14 protein-coding genes are annotated in these 14,382 nt (G+C 33.1%); 10 read left to right on the forward strand and 4 right to left on the reverse strand.

Annotated features, from left to right (window positions below; translation table 11 throughout):
* On the forward strand, nucleotides 1-268 hold a 268-nt coding region (locus E0F76_RS18950), incomplete at its 5' end, for an integrase core domain-containing protein (protein WP_220398895.1).
* 59 nt (nucleotides 269-327) lie between these two features.
* On the opposite strand, the gene E0F76_RS18955 is transcribed toward E0F76_RS18950, so the two are convergent.
* Entirely contained in the window at nucleotides 328-915 is a 588-nt protein-coding gene (locus E0F76_RS18955; protein ID WP_132010035.1) for a riboflavin synthase, read from the reverse strand.
* Between the two features lie 58 nt (nucleotides 916-973).
* On the opposite strand from E0F76_RS18955, the gene pdxA reads away from it, so the two are divergent.
* The 6 genes from pdxA to accC all read left to right on the forward strand — a co-directional run bounded on the left by pdxA (nucleotide 974) and on the right by accC (nucleotide 5,982).
* Nucleotides 974-2,017 carry a 4-hydroxythreonine-4-phosphate dehydrogenase PdxA gene (pdxA, locus tag E0F76_RS18960; protein WP_132010038.1) on the forward strand — a complete coding sequence of 348 codons (1,044 nt, stop codon included), beginning with the start codon at nucleotides 974-976 and terminating at the stop codon, nucleotides 2,015-2,017.
* Between the two features lie 90 nt (nucleotides 2,018-2,107).
* Nucleotides 2,108-2,653 (forward strand): YceD family protein, encoded by a 546-nt coding sequence (locus tag E0F76_RS18965; protein WP_132010041.1) that lies wholly within the window; start codon nucleotides 2,108-2,110, stop codon nucleotides 2,651-2,653.
* Nucleotides 2,654-2,662: 9 nt separating this feature from the next.
* Nucleotides 2,663-2,857 carry a 50S ribosomal protein L32 gene (gene rpmF, locus E0F76_RS18970; RefSeq protein WP_007137315.1) on the forward strand — a complete coding sequence of 65 codons (195 nt, stop codon included), beginning with the start codon at nucleotides 2,663-2,665 and terminating at the stop codon, nucleotides 2,855-2,857.
* A 185-nt stretch (nucleotides 2,858-3,042) separates the two neighbouring features.
* Entirely contained in the window at nucleotides 3,043-4,041 is a 999-nt protein-coding gene (locus E0F76_RS18975) for a beta-ketoacyl-ACP synthase III (protein ID WP_132010044.1), read from the forward strand.
* A 24-nt stretch (nucleotides 4,042-4,065) separates the two neighbouring features.
* On the forward strand, nucleotides 4,066-4,539 hold the full coding sequence (gene accB, locus E0F76_RS18980; RefSeq protein WP_132010047.1) for an acetyl-CoA carboxylase biotin carboxyl carrier protein: 474 nt from the start codon (nucleotides 4,066-4,068) through the stop codon (nucleotides 4,537-4,539).
* A 96-nt stretch (nucleotides 4,540-4,635) separates the two neighbouring features.
* Nucleotides 4,636-5,982, forward strand: coding sequence for an acetyl-CoA carboxylase biotin carboxylase subunit (gene accC / locus E0F76_RS18985; protein ID WP_132010050.1), 1,347 nt, complete (start codon nucleotides 4,636-4,638; stop codon nucleotides 5,980-5,982).
* 77 nt (nucleotides 5,983-6,059) lie between these two features.
* On the opposite strand, the gene E0F76_RS18990 is transcribed toward accC, so the two are convergent.
* On the reverse strand, nucleotides 6,060-7,964 hold the full coding sequence (locus E0F76_RS18990) for a S9 family peptidase (RefSeq protein ID WP_132010053.1): 1,905 nt from the start codon (nucleotides 7,962-7,964) through the stop codon (nucleotides 6,060-6,062).
* Nucleotides 7,965-8,085: 121 nt separating this feature from the next.
* Here E0F76_RS18990 and mtgA point away from each other — a divergent pair, with 121 nt between their 5' ends.
* Complete coding sequence (gene mtgA / locus E0F76_RS18995; protein ID WP_132010056.1) at nucleotides 8,086-8,841, forward strand: monofunctional biosynthetic peptidoglycan transglycosylase; 756 nt, start codon at nucleotides 8,086-8,088, stop codon at nucleotides 8,839-8,841.
* A gap of 85 nt (nucleotides 8,842-8,926) precedes the next feature.
* Here mtgA and E0F76_RS19000 read toward each other — a convergent pair whose 3' ends face one another.
* Nucleotides 8,927-11,134, reverse strand: coding sequence for a TonB-dependent receptor (locus E0F76_RS19000; RefSeq protein ID WP_132010059.1), 2,208 nt, complete (start codon nucleotides 11,132-11,134; stop codon nucleotides 8,927-8,929).
* Nucleotides 11,135-11,789: 655 nt separating this feature from the next.
* Here E0F76_RS19000 and rbfA point away from each other — a divergent pair.
* On the forward strand, nucleotides 11,790-12,182 hold the full coding sequence (rbfA, locus tag E0F76_RS19010) for a 30S ribosome-binding factor RbfA (protein ID WP_132010065.1): 393 nt from the start codon (nucleotides 11,790-11,792) through the stop codon (nucleotides 12,180-12,182).
* A 1-nt stretch (nucleotide 12,183) separates the two neighbouring features.
* Complete coding sequence (locus E0F76_RS19015; protein WP_132010068.1) at nucleotides 12,184-13,383, forward strand: ABC transporter permease; 1,200 nt, start codon at nucleotides 12,184-12,186, stop codon at nucleotides 13,381-13,383.
* Here the strand turns inward: E0F76_RS19015 and E0F76_RS19020 are convergent.
* Nucleotides 13,380-13,967, reverse strand: coding sequence for a hypothetical protein (locus E0F76_RS19020; protein ID WP_132010071.1), 588 nt, complete (start codon nucleotides 13,965-13,967; stop codon nucleotides 13,380-13,382). The two genes, E0F76_RS19015 and E0F76_RS19020, sit on opposite strands and share 4 nt — an antisense overlap.
* Nucleotides 13,968-14,382: the final 415 nt, after the last annotated feature.

Consider the following 14,382-nt stretch of genomic DNA (forward strand, 5'->3'; position numbering starts at 1 on the left):
TAATGTACTAGAATCCTATAAACTGATCACAAGAAGCATGAGCCGTAAAGGAAATTGTTGGGACAATGCAGTGGCTGAGAGCTTTTTTAAGACTTTGAAAACGGAACAGATTTATGGCAATAAGCTTATATCTAAAGAGCAAATGGGACTCGATTTATTTGAATTTATTGAAATCTGGTACAACAGAAAAAGAAGGCATTCCGCTTTAGAATATAAAACAATCGAAGAATTCTGGAAACAGCAAAATATTTTTAAAAATGTTGCTTAACTAATAGTGCGGTTTTTATTTGCATATCCAGTTTTTAGTTTTAAAAGAAATATAATTATTTATTTATTAGCATATAACTTTGACACATATTTACCAATTACATCAAATTCAAGATTTACTTTTGTATCAATATTAAAAGTATTAAAATTAGTATTTTCATGAGTATAAGGAATAATAGCAACACTAAATTTATTTTTCCTTGAGTCAACTACTGTTAAACTTACGCCATTTACAGTAATTGAGCCTTTTTCGATCGTTATATTTTGAATCGATTCGTCATATTCAAAAGTGTAGCACCAACTACCATTCGTTTCATTGGCAGTAATGCAATTCCCAACTTGATCAACATGTCCTTGTACAATATGTCCATCAAGCCTATCTCCTAATTTCATAGCTCGCTCAAGATTAACAATATCACCTACTTTCCAATAGGAAATAGTTGTTTTTTTTATTGTTTCTCCAATTGCAGTAACGGTATACAGCTGGTCATTTATAGCTACTACAGTCAAACAAATTCCATTATGCGCAACACTTTGATCTATTTGTAGTTCTGCAGTTATACTAGAAGCTATAGTAATGTGGATATTATCTTTGTCTTTAATGATTTCTTGGATTGTACCAAGGGTTTCTATGATTCCTGTAAACATTTCTTATTTTAATTTACTAAATTTGCAGTTCAAAATTAGCAATAAATAACTAGATGTCATGGTAAAAAAAGCAGAAAATATAATCGTCGGAATTTCAATTGGAGATTTAAACGGTATTGGAAGCGAAATCATTCTAAAAACATTTGAAGACATTAGAATGTTAGAATTATGCACTCCTGTTATTTTTGCAAACGTAAAAATCATTTCATTTGTCAAAAAACATTTAGAGTCCACATTAGCACTTCATGGAATTGACAGGTTGGATCAAATAGTTATTGGCAAAATAAATGTTATAAATGTTTGGCAAGAAGGCGTAGAAATTAATTTTGGCGCTAATGATGAAAAAGCAGGGAAATACGCCATTAAATCATTTGTTGCCGCTACAAAAGCTTTAAAAGAAGGACTTATTGACGTTTTAGTTACCGCTCCTATAAACAAATACAACATACAATCTGAGGGATTTAAATTCCCAGGACATACCGATTATTTGGATCAAGAATTAGAAGGAAACGCATTAATGATGATGGTCCAGGACAACCTTAGAGTTGGATTAATGACAGATCACATCCCAATTAACGAAGTATCATCAAATCTTACAGAAGAATTAATCATTAAAAAGATTGACACAATAAAGCAATCCTTGATTCAAGATTTCAGCATCAACAAACCTAAAATTGCGGTTTTAGGGCTCAACCCTCATTGTGGAGATGGTGGTGTAATTGGAAATGAAGACGATACAATTTTAAAACCAACCTTAAAAAAAATATTTGAAAAAGGGACTTTAGTATTTGGTCCTTATGCCGCAGATGGTTTTTTTGGAAGTCAACAATATGACAAATACGATGCCATTATTGCCACATACCATGATCAAGGGTTAATTCCATTTAAAACTTTGTCTTTTGGAAATGGTGTTAATTACACAGCAGGTTTAAATAAAATAAGAACATCCCCAGATCACGGTACTGCTTATGACATAGCAGGAAAGGGAAAAGCAGATTATAATTCATTTAAAGAAGCGGTTTATCTCGCATTAGACATTTTTAATTCGAGGAATCAGTATGCAGAAATCAGCGAAAAACCGCTAAAAACAAAAGAAAAATAGATATTACTAAAAAAAGATAAATAACATTATTAGGTTACCAATAATTTTATATCTTTGCACTCCCGAAGTTTGGGGTAAAATGAAGTTGAAATGAGTAAGATAAAAGAATATTTAATTCCTTTTATAGGATTAAAGACTGGAAAACATCATTTTGAGTATCAAATAAGCAACAAGTTCTTTGAAGACTTTGATTACCAAGAATATATTAGTTCTGACATCAAAGTAAATGTAGTTTTAGAGAAAAAAAGCAGCATGTTAGAGCTTTCTTTCAAACACAAAGGCACAGTAAATGTACCTTGTGATATGACAAATGAAGAGTTTGATTTACCTATAAAAGGTAAAATGAAATTAATTGTTCGTTTTGGAGAAGCATTTAACAATGACAACGAAGAGTTGTTAATTTTACCGCATGGAGAGTTTCAAATAGATGTATCACAATATATTTATGAAATGATTGTGCTTTCAGTTCCTCTAAGACGAATTCATCCAGGTGTAAAAGATGGAAGTTTAAAAACCGAAGCCTTGACAAAACTGCAAGAATTGACAGTAAAAGAAGTAAAAGTAGAGAATAACAAACAAGAAGAAAATATTGACCCGCGATGGGACAAATTAAAGCAACTATTAACGGATAAATAATATAGTAAAATGGCACATCCTAAGAGAAAAATCTCCAAAACAAGAAGAGATAAAAGAAGAACACATTATAAAGCTACAGTAGCACAAATCGCTACTTGCCCAATCACTGGTGAAGCACATTTATACCACAGAGCCTACTGGCATGAAGGAAAAATGTACTACAGAGGACAAGTTGTTATAGATAAATCTGTAGCAGTTGCTTAATACTTTTTTGTAAAAGATATTTAAACTCTCACATAATAGTGAGAGTTTTTTTGTTGATTATAACTTCCATTAACAGCAAGAAGCACCAAAAAAACAATAAGGATTAGATTTTTTTTTTGTAATTTTCCAAACCTTTTAGAAATTTTTCTAAATCACATACTTTGGAAGAAAAATAATTGAATAAAATGAATAAAATCACTGCCGCAATAACTGCTGTTGGAACTTATGTTCCAGACTACGTGCTAACAAACAAAATACTTGAAACATTAGTTGATACAAATGACGAATGGATCACTTCGCGTACAGGCATTAAGGAAAGAAGAATCCTTAAAGATGACACTAAAGGAACTTCTTATTTGGCAATAAAAGCAGCGCAAGATTTAATAGCTAAAGCCAATATTGACCCAATAGAAATAGATTTAATTATAATGGCAACCGCCACGCCTGATATGCTTGTAGCCTCAACAGGAGCATATGTTGCAACTGAAATCGGAGCAACAAATGCTTTTGCTTACGATTTACAATCAGCTTGTTCCAGTTTTTTATTTGGAATGTCAACCGCTGCTGCTTATATCGAATCAGGTAGGTATAAAAAAATCTTATTAATTGGCGCTGATAAAATGTCATCAATTGTAGATTATACAGACAGAACCACTTGTATCATTTTTGGAGATGGCGCTGGAGCAGCTTTATTCGAGCCAAATTATGAAGGATTAGGATTGCAAGACGAATTTTTAAAAACTGATGGCGAAGGAAGAAATTTCCTGAAAATGAATGCAGGAGGCTCTCTTTTACCTGCTTCTGAACAAACAGTTGCTAATAATCAGCATAATATTATTCAAGACGGTAAAACAGTTTTTAAACATGCAGTTACCTACATGGCCGATGCTTGCGAACAAATTATGAAAAGAAATAATTTGACCAATGAAGATGTAGCTTGGTTAATTCCTCATCAAGCGAATAAAAGAATAGTTGACGCAACTGCTAACAGAATGAATTTAGAAGATTCTAAAGTATTAATGAACATTGAAAGATATGGAAACACTACTTCCGCAACCTTACCTTTAGTTCTAGGCGATTTCGAACACTTATTTAAAAAAGGAGATACTTTAATATTTGCTGCTTTTGGAGGCGGATTTTCTTGGGGATCTATTTATCTAAAATGGGCATACAATAAAAAATAATTTTAAACTAAAAAACAAATAATTATGGATTTAAAAGAAATTCAAAACCTAATCAAATTTGTAGCAAATTCAGGAGTAGCTGAAGTTAAATTAGAAATGGATGATGTGAAAATTACCATCAGAACTACTTTAGAAGGTAACACAACTGAAACTACTTATGTACAACAAATGCCATCTCAACCTGTACATCAGCAAGCAGCTCCATTGCCAGTTGCAGTTATCCCTGTAGCACCAGTTGAAGCAGCAGCTGATTCTCATTATATCACTATAAAATCGCCAATCATAGGAACTTTTTATAGAAAACCTTCACCAGACAAACCTATGTTTGTTGAAGTAGGTTCAACTATTGCAAAAGGAGACGTACTTTGCGTAATTGAAGCTATGAAATTATTTAACGAAATCGAATCTGAAGTGTCAGGTAAAATTGTTAAAATATTAGTAGATGACATGTCACCAGTTGAATATGATCAACCATTATATTTAGTAGATCCGTCATAAGAAATTATAAATTATGAATTATAAATTACGAATAAGCCTTATGCCTATTCATAATTTCAAAAAAACTCATAACTCATAACTCATAACTCAAAATAGATGTTTAAAAAAATATTAATCGCAAATAGAGGAGAAATTGCACTTCGTATAATCAGAACATGTAAAGAAATGGGCATCAAAACGGTGGCTGTTTATTCTACTGCCGATGCAGAAAGTTTACATGTTAAGTTTGCCGATGAAGCAGTTTGCATAGGGCCAGCACCCAGTAACTTATCTTATTTGAAGATGTCAAATATTATTGCCGCTGCCGAAATTACCAATGCAGATGCAATACACCCAGGATACGGATTCCTATCTGAAAATTCTAAATTTTCAAAAATCTGTCAAGAACACGGAATCAAATTTATTGGAGCCTCTCCAGAAATGATTGACAGAATGGGAGACAAAGCATCAGCTAAATCAACTATGATCGAAGCTGGCGTACCATGTGTTCCGGGTTCAGTAGGGATTTTAGAATCTTATGAGCAAGCCCTTGAATTATCCAGAAAATTCAAATTTCCAGTAATGCTAAAAGCAACTGCTGGTGGTGGTGGAAAAGGAATGCGTGCCGTTTGGAAAGAAGACGAATTATTAAAAGCATGGGAAAGTGCACGTCAAGAATCAGCCGCAGCTTTTGGAAATGACGGAATGTACTTAGAAAAATTAATTGAAGAACCCCGTCATATTGAAATTCAAGTAATCGGTGATTCTTTTGGAAAAGCATGTCACTTGTCCGAAAGAGATTGTTCGGTACAAAGACGTCATCAAAAATTAACAGAGGAAACTCCTTCTCCATTTATGACAGACGAATTGCGTTTGAAAATGGGAGATGCCGCAGTAAAAGCAGCCGAATATATTAAATATGAAGGTGCTGGTACAGTAGAATTCTTGGTTGACAAGCACCGTAATTTCTATTTTATGGAAATGAACACACGTATTCAAGTAGAACATCCAATTACGGAGCAAGTTATTGATTATGATTTAATACGGGAACAAATTTTAGTTGCTGCAGGTGTGCCAATTTCTGGTAAAAATTATTTACCACAATTACACGCTATCGAATGTCGTATCAATGCTGAAGATCCGTATAATGATTTTAGACCGTCTCCAGGAAAAATTACAACCCTACACATGCCAGGTGGTCACGGAGTAAGATTAGACACCCATGTGTATTCAGGATATACGATTCCACCAAATTACGATTCAATGATAGCCAAATTAATCACGACAGCTCAAACACGTGATGAAGCAATCAGTAAAATGCGTAGAGCATTAGATGAATTTGTTATCGAGGGAATTAAAACTACTATACCTTTTCACCGACAATTAATGGATGATCCAAGATATATTTCTGGTGATTACACCACTGCCTTCATGGACACTTTTAAAATGAATGATCTAGAATAAATACTACATTATTTTATATAAACCAATAAATCCCAACTTTGCAGTTGGGATTTATTATTTTATATAAAATTGAAGTTTTACAAGGTTTCTTTCAACCATTTGTAAAACTCCCTTTGCCAAACCAATGCATTTTGCGGTTGTAAAACCCAGTGATTTTCTTCAGGGAAATAGATGAATCTACTTTTTATACCACGTAATTGCGCTGCTTGAAAGGCTTCTTGCCCTTGCCCGATAGGCACTCTGTAATCTAACCCGCCTTGAAAAATTAAAATAGGTGTATTCCATTTCTCTACTGCATTTGCAGGATTGAATTTGGTATAGGTTTTTTGAGCAATAGTATTATCTTTTTCCCAATATGCTCCACCAAAATCCCAATTGTTAAAAAAAACTTCTTCGGTAGTGCCATACATACTTACGGTATTGAAAACACCATCATGCGCAATAAAAGTTTTGAAACGATTGTTGTGTATTCCGGCTAAATAAAATGCAGAATAACCCCCGTAACTTGCACCAATACATCCAAGGCGAGTTTTGTCGACATAACTCTCCTTACTCACATCATCTATTGCCGATAGATAATCATCCATTACTTGTCCACCCCAATCTTTACTTATTTGTTCATTCCACTCTACCCCATGTCCAGGCATTCCACGACGGTTTGGCGCAACTATGATGTATCCATTTGCTGCCATTAATTGAAAATTCCAACGGAAAGAATAAAACTGAGTCAACGCACTTTGAGGACCACCTTGACAATACAAAAGCGTTGGGTATTTTTTAGTAGCATCAAAATTTGGTGGCAATATTAGCCAAACTAACATTTTTTTACCATCGGTTGTGGTTACATATCTTTTCACGGTTTTACTTAAAGCCAATGAATTATAGGTAGCTGTGTTTACATTGGATATTTGCTTCCATGCTTTTTTCTTTAGATCATATGAATATATTTCTGAAGCATGATTCATATCCGATCGTGTCACAATAATGTTATTTCCTGAAAAACCAACAATTTCATCCACATCAAAATCACCATTTGTAATTTGGCCTACTCGAATTGCTATTTTTGTAAGACCTGGAAAATTAACTTCAAACAATTGTTTAGTTCCATCTATAGCCGCTACAAAATACACTTTATTGCCATCAGGATTCCATTTAAAACTGTCTGCTTTTCCGTCCCAATTTGCCGTCAAATTGATATTTATTCCTTTAAAACTAACAATAATATCGTTTTTATCCGCTTCGTATCCATCGCGTTTCATTTGCAACCAAGTCAAATTTCCTGTTGGAGAAAATGTAGGATGTGTGTCGTAACCTAAGTTGCCTTCGGTTCTGTTCGTAGTTTTTTTAGTTTCTAAATTATATTCATATACATCTGTATTTGTACTTGTTGCATAAGCGGTCCCAGATTTTTTCTTGCACACATAAAAGATGCTTTTACTATCCGGAGCCCAAACATAATCTTCATCGCCTCCAAATGGTTTTTGAGGACTATCAAAAGCTTGGTCTTTCAAGACATCAATTCCTACAGAACCCTCTTTGTTTTCTCTGAAAAAGACATGATTGAATACGCCTTCGTTCCATTTGTCCCAATGACGATAATCCAATCCGTCATAAATTTGAACCTTTGATTTTTCTAGTTCGGGATAAAAATCCTTTCCGAGTATTTTATTTAATTTAACCTCTTCATTGTAAACTATATATGCACCATCTGGAGAGGTGTTTTTATCTTTTAACAACTCTTTGGTGTCCTTAACTTCAGTTGCATTTCCACCTCCAATAGGTAGTATGTAATTTTTTGAGTTAATTTTATTTTCGTCAATTGATGGTATTCCAACCTTATAGACTATGTTTTTCTCGTCTTTTGAAATACCCAATACGGTTACTCGACCAAGTTCCCAAAGTATTTCTGGTGTCATAAGATTCTGTGCCATAGTGTTTAAGCTTATAATAAAAAGGATGATTAATAATGCTGTTTTTTTCATGTTTTGTATTGTATTTAAGTGACTAAAATTACACTATTTATAGGTTTAAAAAAGGCATATTTCAAACTTAATTTTGAAAACAAGTAGCGTTTGTATACTTTTATAAAAATTTCATAACTATATGGCAACAAGAATTACTTCTTCTAAAAACGAATCGAAAAAAAAGAAATCTACTTCAAAAAAGGCGTCTACTAGTTTCAAAAATAAATTGGTTCGATTTTTATTCAAGTTGGCAATTTGGTTCTTTGGTCTCTCCCTTTTTTCTGTAGTGTTTTTTAAATTTGTACCCGTACCTTTTACTCCCTTAATGGTAATCCGTGCAATAGAAAATAAAATAGCAGCTAAGGAAAATTATTTTAGCCATGATTGGGAACCTATCGAAAACATTTCACTTAACTTACAAAAAGCAGTAATCGCAAGTGAAGATGGCTCTTTTTTAAGTCATAATGGTTTTGATTTTAAAGCAATGCAAAAGGCCTACAAAGGCAATGAAAGAGGTCGAAAAATAAAAGGAGGAAGTACTATTTCTCAACAAACTGCAAAAAACGTGTTTCTATGGCAAGGACGAAGTTATTTACGAAAAGGATTAGAAGCGTATTTCACCGTTTTAATTGAATTAATTTGGGGCAAAGAACGCATTATGGAAGTCTATTTGAATAGTATCGAAATGGGGAACGGTGTTTATGGCGCTCAAGCCGCAACAGAACATTGGTATAGAAAAGATGCTTCGAGTCTTACTCCAATTCAAGCCGCAGGAATAGCCGCTATTTTGCCCAATCCAAGAAAATATTCCGCTACTAGTTCTTCATCCTACATTAATGGAAGAAAGTCTAAAATTGTTCGTATAATGAATCATATTGGAAAAATTCAATATTAATAAATGTCAATTACGAGGAACGAAGCAACAGTATTAGTTGCTCTCGTTATAATATTACCTCGTTCCTCGCATTGACAAAAAAGTCCTAGATATTGAAATTAAGTCCTAAAACGATGTTTCTTCCTATATTAGGAATTCCATCATTTTTCAGTCGGGATAAATGGGCGATATACGTTTTATTAAACAAATTTGTACCGTTTAAATTGAGGTCAAAAACTGTTTTTCCTAATTTCACTTTTCCTCCTAAACCCAGATTAACTAAAGTATAACCATTGGATTTAGTTTCAAAACCGCTTACATTATTTTGATTTAAGGTAGTGGAAACATTCAATGTTGCAAATCCATCTTCAAGCCAATCTTTTATCTTAAATTCGGTTCGAATGGCATTATTCCAATTGTTAGCTGGTATTAATGGTAGATAATCTCCATTTTGCTTCTTCCCCGTTACGGTTTCAAAATTACTTTCAAAATGCAGCCAATCTAAAGGATGTGGATGAAAATGGATCCCTATTTCGCCGCCAAAAAGACTTGCATTATTTTGAATATAATCAAACACATCAAAATTATTGATTTGAGTTCCTGCTGGAGAAGTATATATAAAATGGTTTATATGATTATAAAACCCATTAGCAAAAAACTCAAAATGACTGCTTTTGTATTCTAAGTTCAAATCGGTTTGAATGTTTTGTTCCGTTTTCAAATTCTGGGTTCCAACTTCATATCGATTCGTTCCTTCATGCACACCATTCGAAGTTAATTCGGCCAAGTTGGGTGCTCTAAATCCAGAAGCAACATTAAGACGCATGGTCATTTTCTCGGTAAAATTAGTTTTGTAACCCAATGAAGCATTAAAACTATTGAATGATCTATCAAGTTTTGCAAACGAACCTTCTTCACCAGGAATGCCTTTTGCTTCGGCGTTTATTTTTCGATTATCAAATCGAAGTCCCGCTTGCAATGCATTTGTTTTCCATTCGTAATTTCCAGTTCCAAATAATCCAAAGTCATTGGTAGTAGCGTCAGGAATTAAAAATTCAACCCCCGAATTAGCATTGGTTTGGTGCATCCCTTGAATTCCAATGATACTTTCTAGTTTTCCGATTTTTGGAAAATGGTATTTCGAATCATAATTAAAGGTATTCAATTTCATCTGCAAATTGGCTTGGTTGCTATCTGTAAATTCGCTACGATCATTGGCAATGTAACCTAAATCAATATCTAATTTTGAATTTTCGAAAAAGAAAATATTGTTTAAACTCAACAAATTATTATAAACGCCTTGTTTTGGATAAGTTGTTTTCTTGGATGTTGATTGTGCTTCAATGCCATTTTCTGGAATCCCTAAATCCAGTTTATTGAAATTATATCTCAAAATACTTGAAACTTTAGAATTAACATACCCTATTCCAGTTTTGAAATCACTTTCATTGTAACGGGTATTGGTAACACGATCTCCATTTGCAATTTTATAGTCAGAATGGGCATTATAACTTCCTCGAACTAGGAATTTCCAGTTTTCTGTGGATGTTTTTAATCCCAAAGAAGAATTACTACCCAAAGTATTAGAAAATAATTTTTGACTAAAATCGCCTACGAAAGTATTCGCAATGGCAAATTTTTCGGGGTTAAAATACAAGACACCACCTAAGGCGTCCGAGCCATAAAGCAAAGAAGCGGGGCCTTTGATTACTTCGACACTTTCGATCCCTGCATCATTCAAACCCAAGCCATGCTCATCTCCAAATTGCTGATTTTCTATCCGAACTCCTTGCGAATACACCAAGACACGATTACCACTCAGCCCTCTAATTACTGGTTTTCCTATAGATGTTCCTGTTGAAACCTGTGAAACACCAGGAATAGTTGCCAATCCTTCGATTAAGGTCGAAGTACCTTTTTGCTGTAGTTCTTTGATACTGGAATGTTCCACTTTCATCACATTTTGTGATTGTATTTTGTTGAAAGCAGTTGACACGATTACTTCATCAATTTGAAATGCTGATTCGTCAAGAATTACATTTAATACTGATGCTTTTTGCTGAAGATTTACAATTTTATTTTGTGCTGTAAATCCGATATAAGAAAACGATAATTTTACTTTTCCACTAGGAAGATTTGACAAGCTGTAGTTGCCATTTTCATCAGTTGACGTTCCTTTATGCAATTCTGGAAGATTAATTGCAACTCCTATAATTGGTTGGTTTTTTATATCGGTTACCGTTCCTGACAGGGAGTTTTGAGCATGTAGCATAGCCGAAAGTCCTATAAATAGGATAAATATAATTTTTTTCATCTAAATGATTTTATTGTTAAATTGAATTTTAGAACTACACTGGATTTAAGTGCTGGGTAGATCTTTTTAGAAATATCTAAAATATTTTAAACAATAAAACTAGGAGGTGCACGAAGGGCAAATAAGCTTCCTTCAAAAAATGGTGTTGTCTCTCTAGATTTGAAGTTAAAGTGACTAGAGGGAAAATCGAAATTTTTAAAATCGAAATGAGAACTATTCGAAGGAACGAAACTACTTAGCGTAAAACTACAAACAAAACAATGATCAAAATTATTATGTTGATGCGTAATTTCTTTGCTGGAAACGTATTTATGATGGCATTCTTTTTCTGAAAGTTGTTTTATTAAATGCTCATAACTATGTATCGATTGAAACAGCATTGAGAACAATACTGCAAACACCAATAATGAGTTTAATATGAGAATCTTCTTTTTCATCGATGCAAATATAGAAATAGCAAAGAAAATTCCGATTATATTTAACATTATTTAAAGTTATTGAGCTGATTAAAACGACATTCAATTTGTATCTTTAAGGGCAATTGTTACCTTTTGGATAGTATTATTGATTCTACAGTTTAAAAAACACATATAAAACCCGTTATGAGTTATTGTCTTTGTAACTTTGCCACCCAAAAAATTAGTATTTTTGCATTATGGAAACAAATAGACAGAAAAAAATAGGTGGTGTCATCCAAAAAGATTTGGTGGACATTCTTCAAGGTGAAGTGAGAAAAAACGGAGTATCAAATTTGATAATTTCAGTATCCAAAGTTAGTGTTACTTCAGATTTATCTGTGGCAACAGTGTATTTAAGCATCTTTCCTCAAGACAAAGCCAAGGAAACTCTTGTAGCAATAAAAACAAATTCAAAGTTAATCAAACACGATTTATCACAACGTGTACGTTTGCAATTACGAAAAGTACCTAATTTAGTATTCTTCATAGATGATTCATTGGATTATATTGAAAAAATCGACAATGCTTTAAATTCGAAAGAAAACCCAATTGAAAACCGTGATTTATTAGACAAACGCAGACATTCATAAATTGAATTTCCCCCTTTATATAGCCAAACGATATATTTTTAGCAACAGCAAAAACAACGCTATCAATATAATAAACCGCATAGCCAGTATGGGAATCATAGTGGGCGCAATGGCTTTGTTTGTGGTGTTATCCGTTTTTAGTGGTTTGAAAGTGTTTAGTCTTTCCTTTTTAAATAATATCGATCCGGATATTAAAATAAGTAGCACTTTAGGTAAATCATTTTTTGTTTCGCCAAGCCAAGAGAACCAAATCAAGGCAATTGATGGCGTAGCTTCTTATAGTAAAATAATCGAAGAACGCGTATTGTTTGTTTTCAACAAGAAACAAGAAGTCACTTTATTAAAAGGGGTTGACTCCTCTTTTACCAAAGTTAATGCTATTAAAAAAATACTTTATAATGGCGAATGGCTACAAAAAGACACCTATCAAGTGGTTTTGGGTTATGGGATTTCCGAAAAATTTTCGACTGGACTACTCGATTACAATAATGTATTTGAAGTGTATGTTCCAAAACCAGGCAAAGGAGCCATTGAGAATCCGGCAGAAGCTTTTAATAAATCTTCGATAGTTCCCGTTGGAATATATGCCATAAGTGAGGATTTAGATTCTAAATATGTTTTCGCCGATTTAGGTTTGGCTCAGGAATTATTAGAATACAAACCCAACCAAATTTCTGGTATAGAGTTTAAATTAAAAAATGGGGCTGATGAAAGTGCTGTTACCAGCAAACTCCAAACTATTTTCAACCATAAAATCACAACTAAAAATAGGGCTCAACTCAATGAATCCTTATATAAGATGTTGAATACCGAAAATCTTGCGGTGTATCTGATATTTACTTTAGTGATTGTTATTGCCCTTTTCAATTTGATTGGTGCATTGATAATGATGATTTTGGACAAGAAAGGCAACCTGAAAACACTTCTGAACTTAGGAACCGAAATCAAAGATTTACGCAAAATATTCCTGCTTCAAGGAACTTTATTAAGTGTTTTTGGCGGAATCATCGGATTGGTATTGGGAATTGTAATTGTATTATTACAACAACATTTCGAATTCATTATGATTACACCTACCCTCGCCTATCCTGTAGTTTTTTCTTTTGAAAACGTTTTTATTGTTTTCGCAACTATAGTAACACTTGGATTTATTGCTTCACTAATTGCGAGCAGTAGAGTGAGTAAGAAGTTGTTGGATTAGAAATTATACCCAATTCTAGCTTGTACATCAATTGCTGTATTATTGTGTTCGCAATTACAACCGTCGGTTTCACTAAAAATAGCATACAGGTATCCAGCACCTCCAGAAAACTCGTAGTTAAAATGTTTAGCGAAAGCTCTTCGGATTCCATATCTAGGAATTATAGAAAATGAAGAAACAATATCAAAATTACCATTATGCACCAAGGGTGTTTGATTGGAGATATAAGTAGCAGCTACAGAAAAATAATTTGCACTGTTATTATAGGTTTTTTTACCCAATTTACTTCGCCTGTCTAAACTATAATAAAACCGAGGTTCCATTGTTAAATATGGAGAAACATTAGTGGTTGTTTCATTTTTGATTAAAGGGTCATTGAATTCTTTAGTTGAAATTTCCAATTGCAATCCCAATTCGGTAAGAAGTGTTATTTTTCTATCTAATTTGGTTTCATATTGAAAACTAGTATTTAACAGCCCCAATTGAACTCCATAAAGCTTTTCTGCTACAGAAACTTTTTGAACCTCCTGTGAATTTGCAATACTGACCAATAAAACGAAGGCTAAAACAATGAAATTTTTCATTTGTGTTTTTTTTTGTAAAAGTAGTTTTAATTTTACAAAATAAAAGTGCGATTTGGCAGATTTATACTATTTTTTTTTAATTTAACTTAGTCAAATTATCATGATTTTTGGCGTCTGTTCGAGGTGTAATTTTTTTTCAAAAAAAAGCAATATAAAATGACGTTATCTTTGTGTATAATCTGAATTAGAATTAGGCAGTGTAGCAGTAAATCAATTAGTGTTAATTACCTGAGTTCGAGTTTTGTTTCAAAATATTATATTAAGCAATATTGGTGAGTTCTATTCTAATGAATTTCCCCCATGGTAGTAATATCTTTTCACTTAGTATATTTTGAGCCTATTTCTATTTCATTAATTCATTGAGCGATGAGTAGTTTAGAAAAAATTATTAAAAATTGTGCTGGCATCGATATTG

Source organism: Flavobacterium cellulosilyticum (genome assembly GCF_004349355.1).
GTDB classification, from domain to species: Bacteria; Bacteroidota; Bacteroidia; order Flavobacteriales; family Flavobacteriaceae; genus Flavobacterium; species Flavobacterium cellulosilyticum.

Coding starts and splice junctions, on each gene's coding strand:
- E0F76_RS18955 (WP_132010035.1), bottom strand. CDS start 915: ATGTTTACAGGAATCATAGAAACCCTTGGTACAATCCAAGAAATCATT.
- pdxA (WP_132010038.1), top strand. CDS start 974: ATGGTAAAAAAAGCAGAAAATATAATCGTCGGAATTTCAATTGGAGAT.
- E0F76_RS18965 (WP_132010041.1), top strand. CDS start 2,108: ATGAGTAAGATAAAAGAATATTTAATTCCTTTTATAGGATTAAAGACT.
- rpmF (WP_007137315.1), top strand. CDS start 2,663: ATGGCACATCCTAAGAGAAAAATCTCCAAAACAAGAAGAGATAAAAGA.
- E0F76_RS18975 (WP_132010044.1), top strand. CDS start 3,043: ATGAATAAAATCACTGCCGCAATAACTGCTGTTGGAACTTATGTTCCA.
- accB (WP_132010047.1), top strand. CDS start 4,066: ATGGATTTAAAAGAAATTCAAAACCTAATCAAATTTGTAGCAAATTCA.
- accC (WP_132010050.1), top strand. CDS start 4,636: ATGTTTAAAAAAATATTAATCGCAAATAGAGGAGAAATTGCACTTCGT.
- E0F76_RS18990 (WP_132010053.1), bottom strand. CDS start 7,964: ATGAAAAAAACAGCATTATTAATCATCCTTTTTATTATAAGCTTAAAC.
- mtgA (WP_132010056.1), top strand. CDS start 8,086: ATGGCAACAAGAATTACTTCTTCTAAAAACGAATCGAAAAAAAAGAAA.
- E0F76_RS19000 (WP_132010059.1), bottom strand. CDS start 11,134: ATGAAAAAAATTATATTTATCCTATTTATAGGACTTTCGGCTATGCTA.
- rbfA (WP_132010065.1), top strand. CDS start 11,790: ATGGAAACAAATAGACAGAAAAAAATAGGTGGTGTCATCCAAAAAGAT.
- E0F76_RS19020 (WP_132010071.1), bottom strand. CDS start 13,967: ATGAAAAATTTCATTGTTTTAGCCTTCGTTTTATTGGTCAGTATTGCA.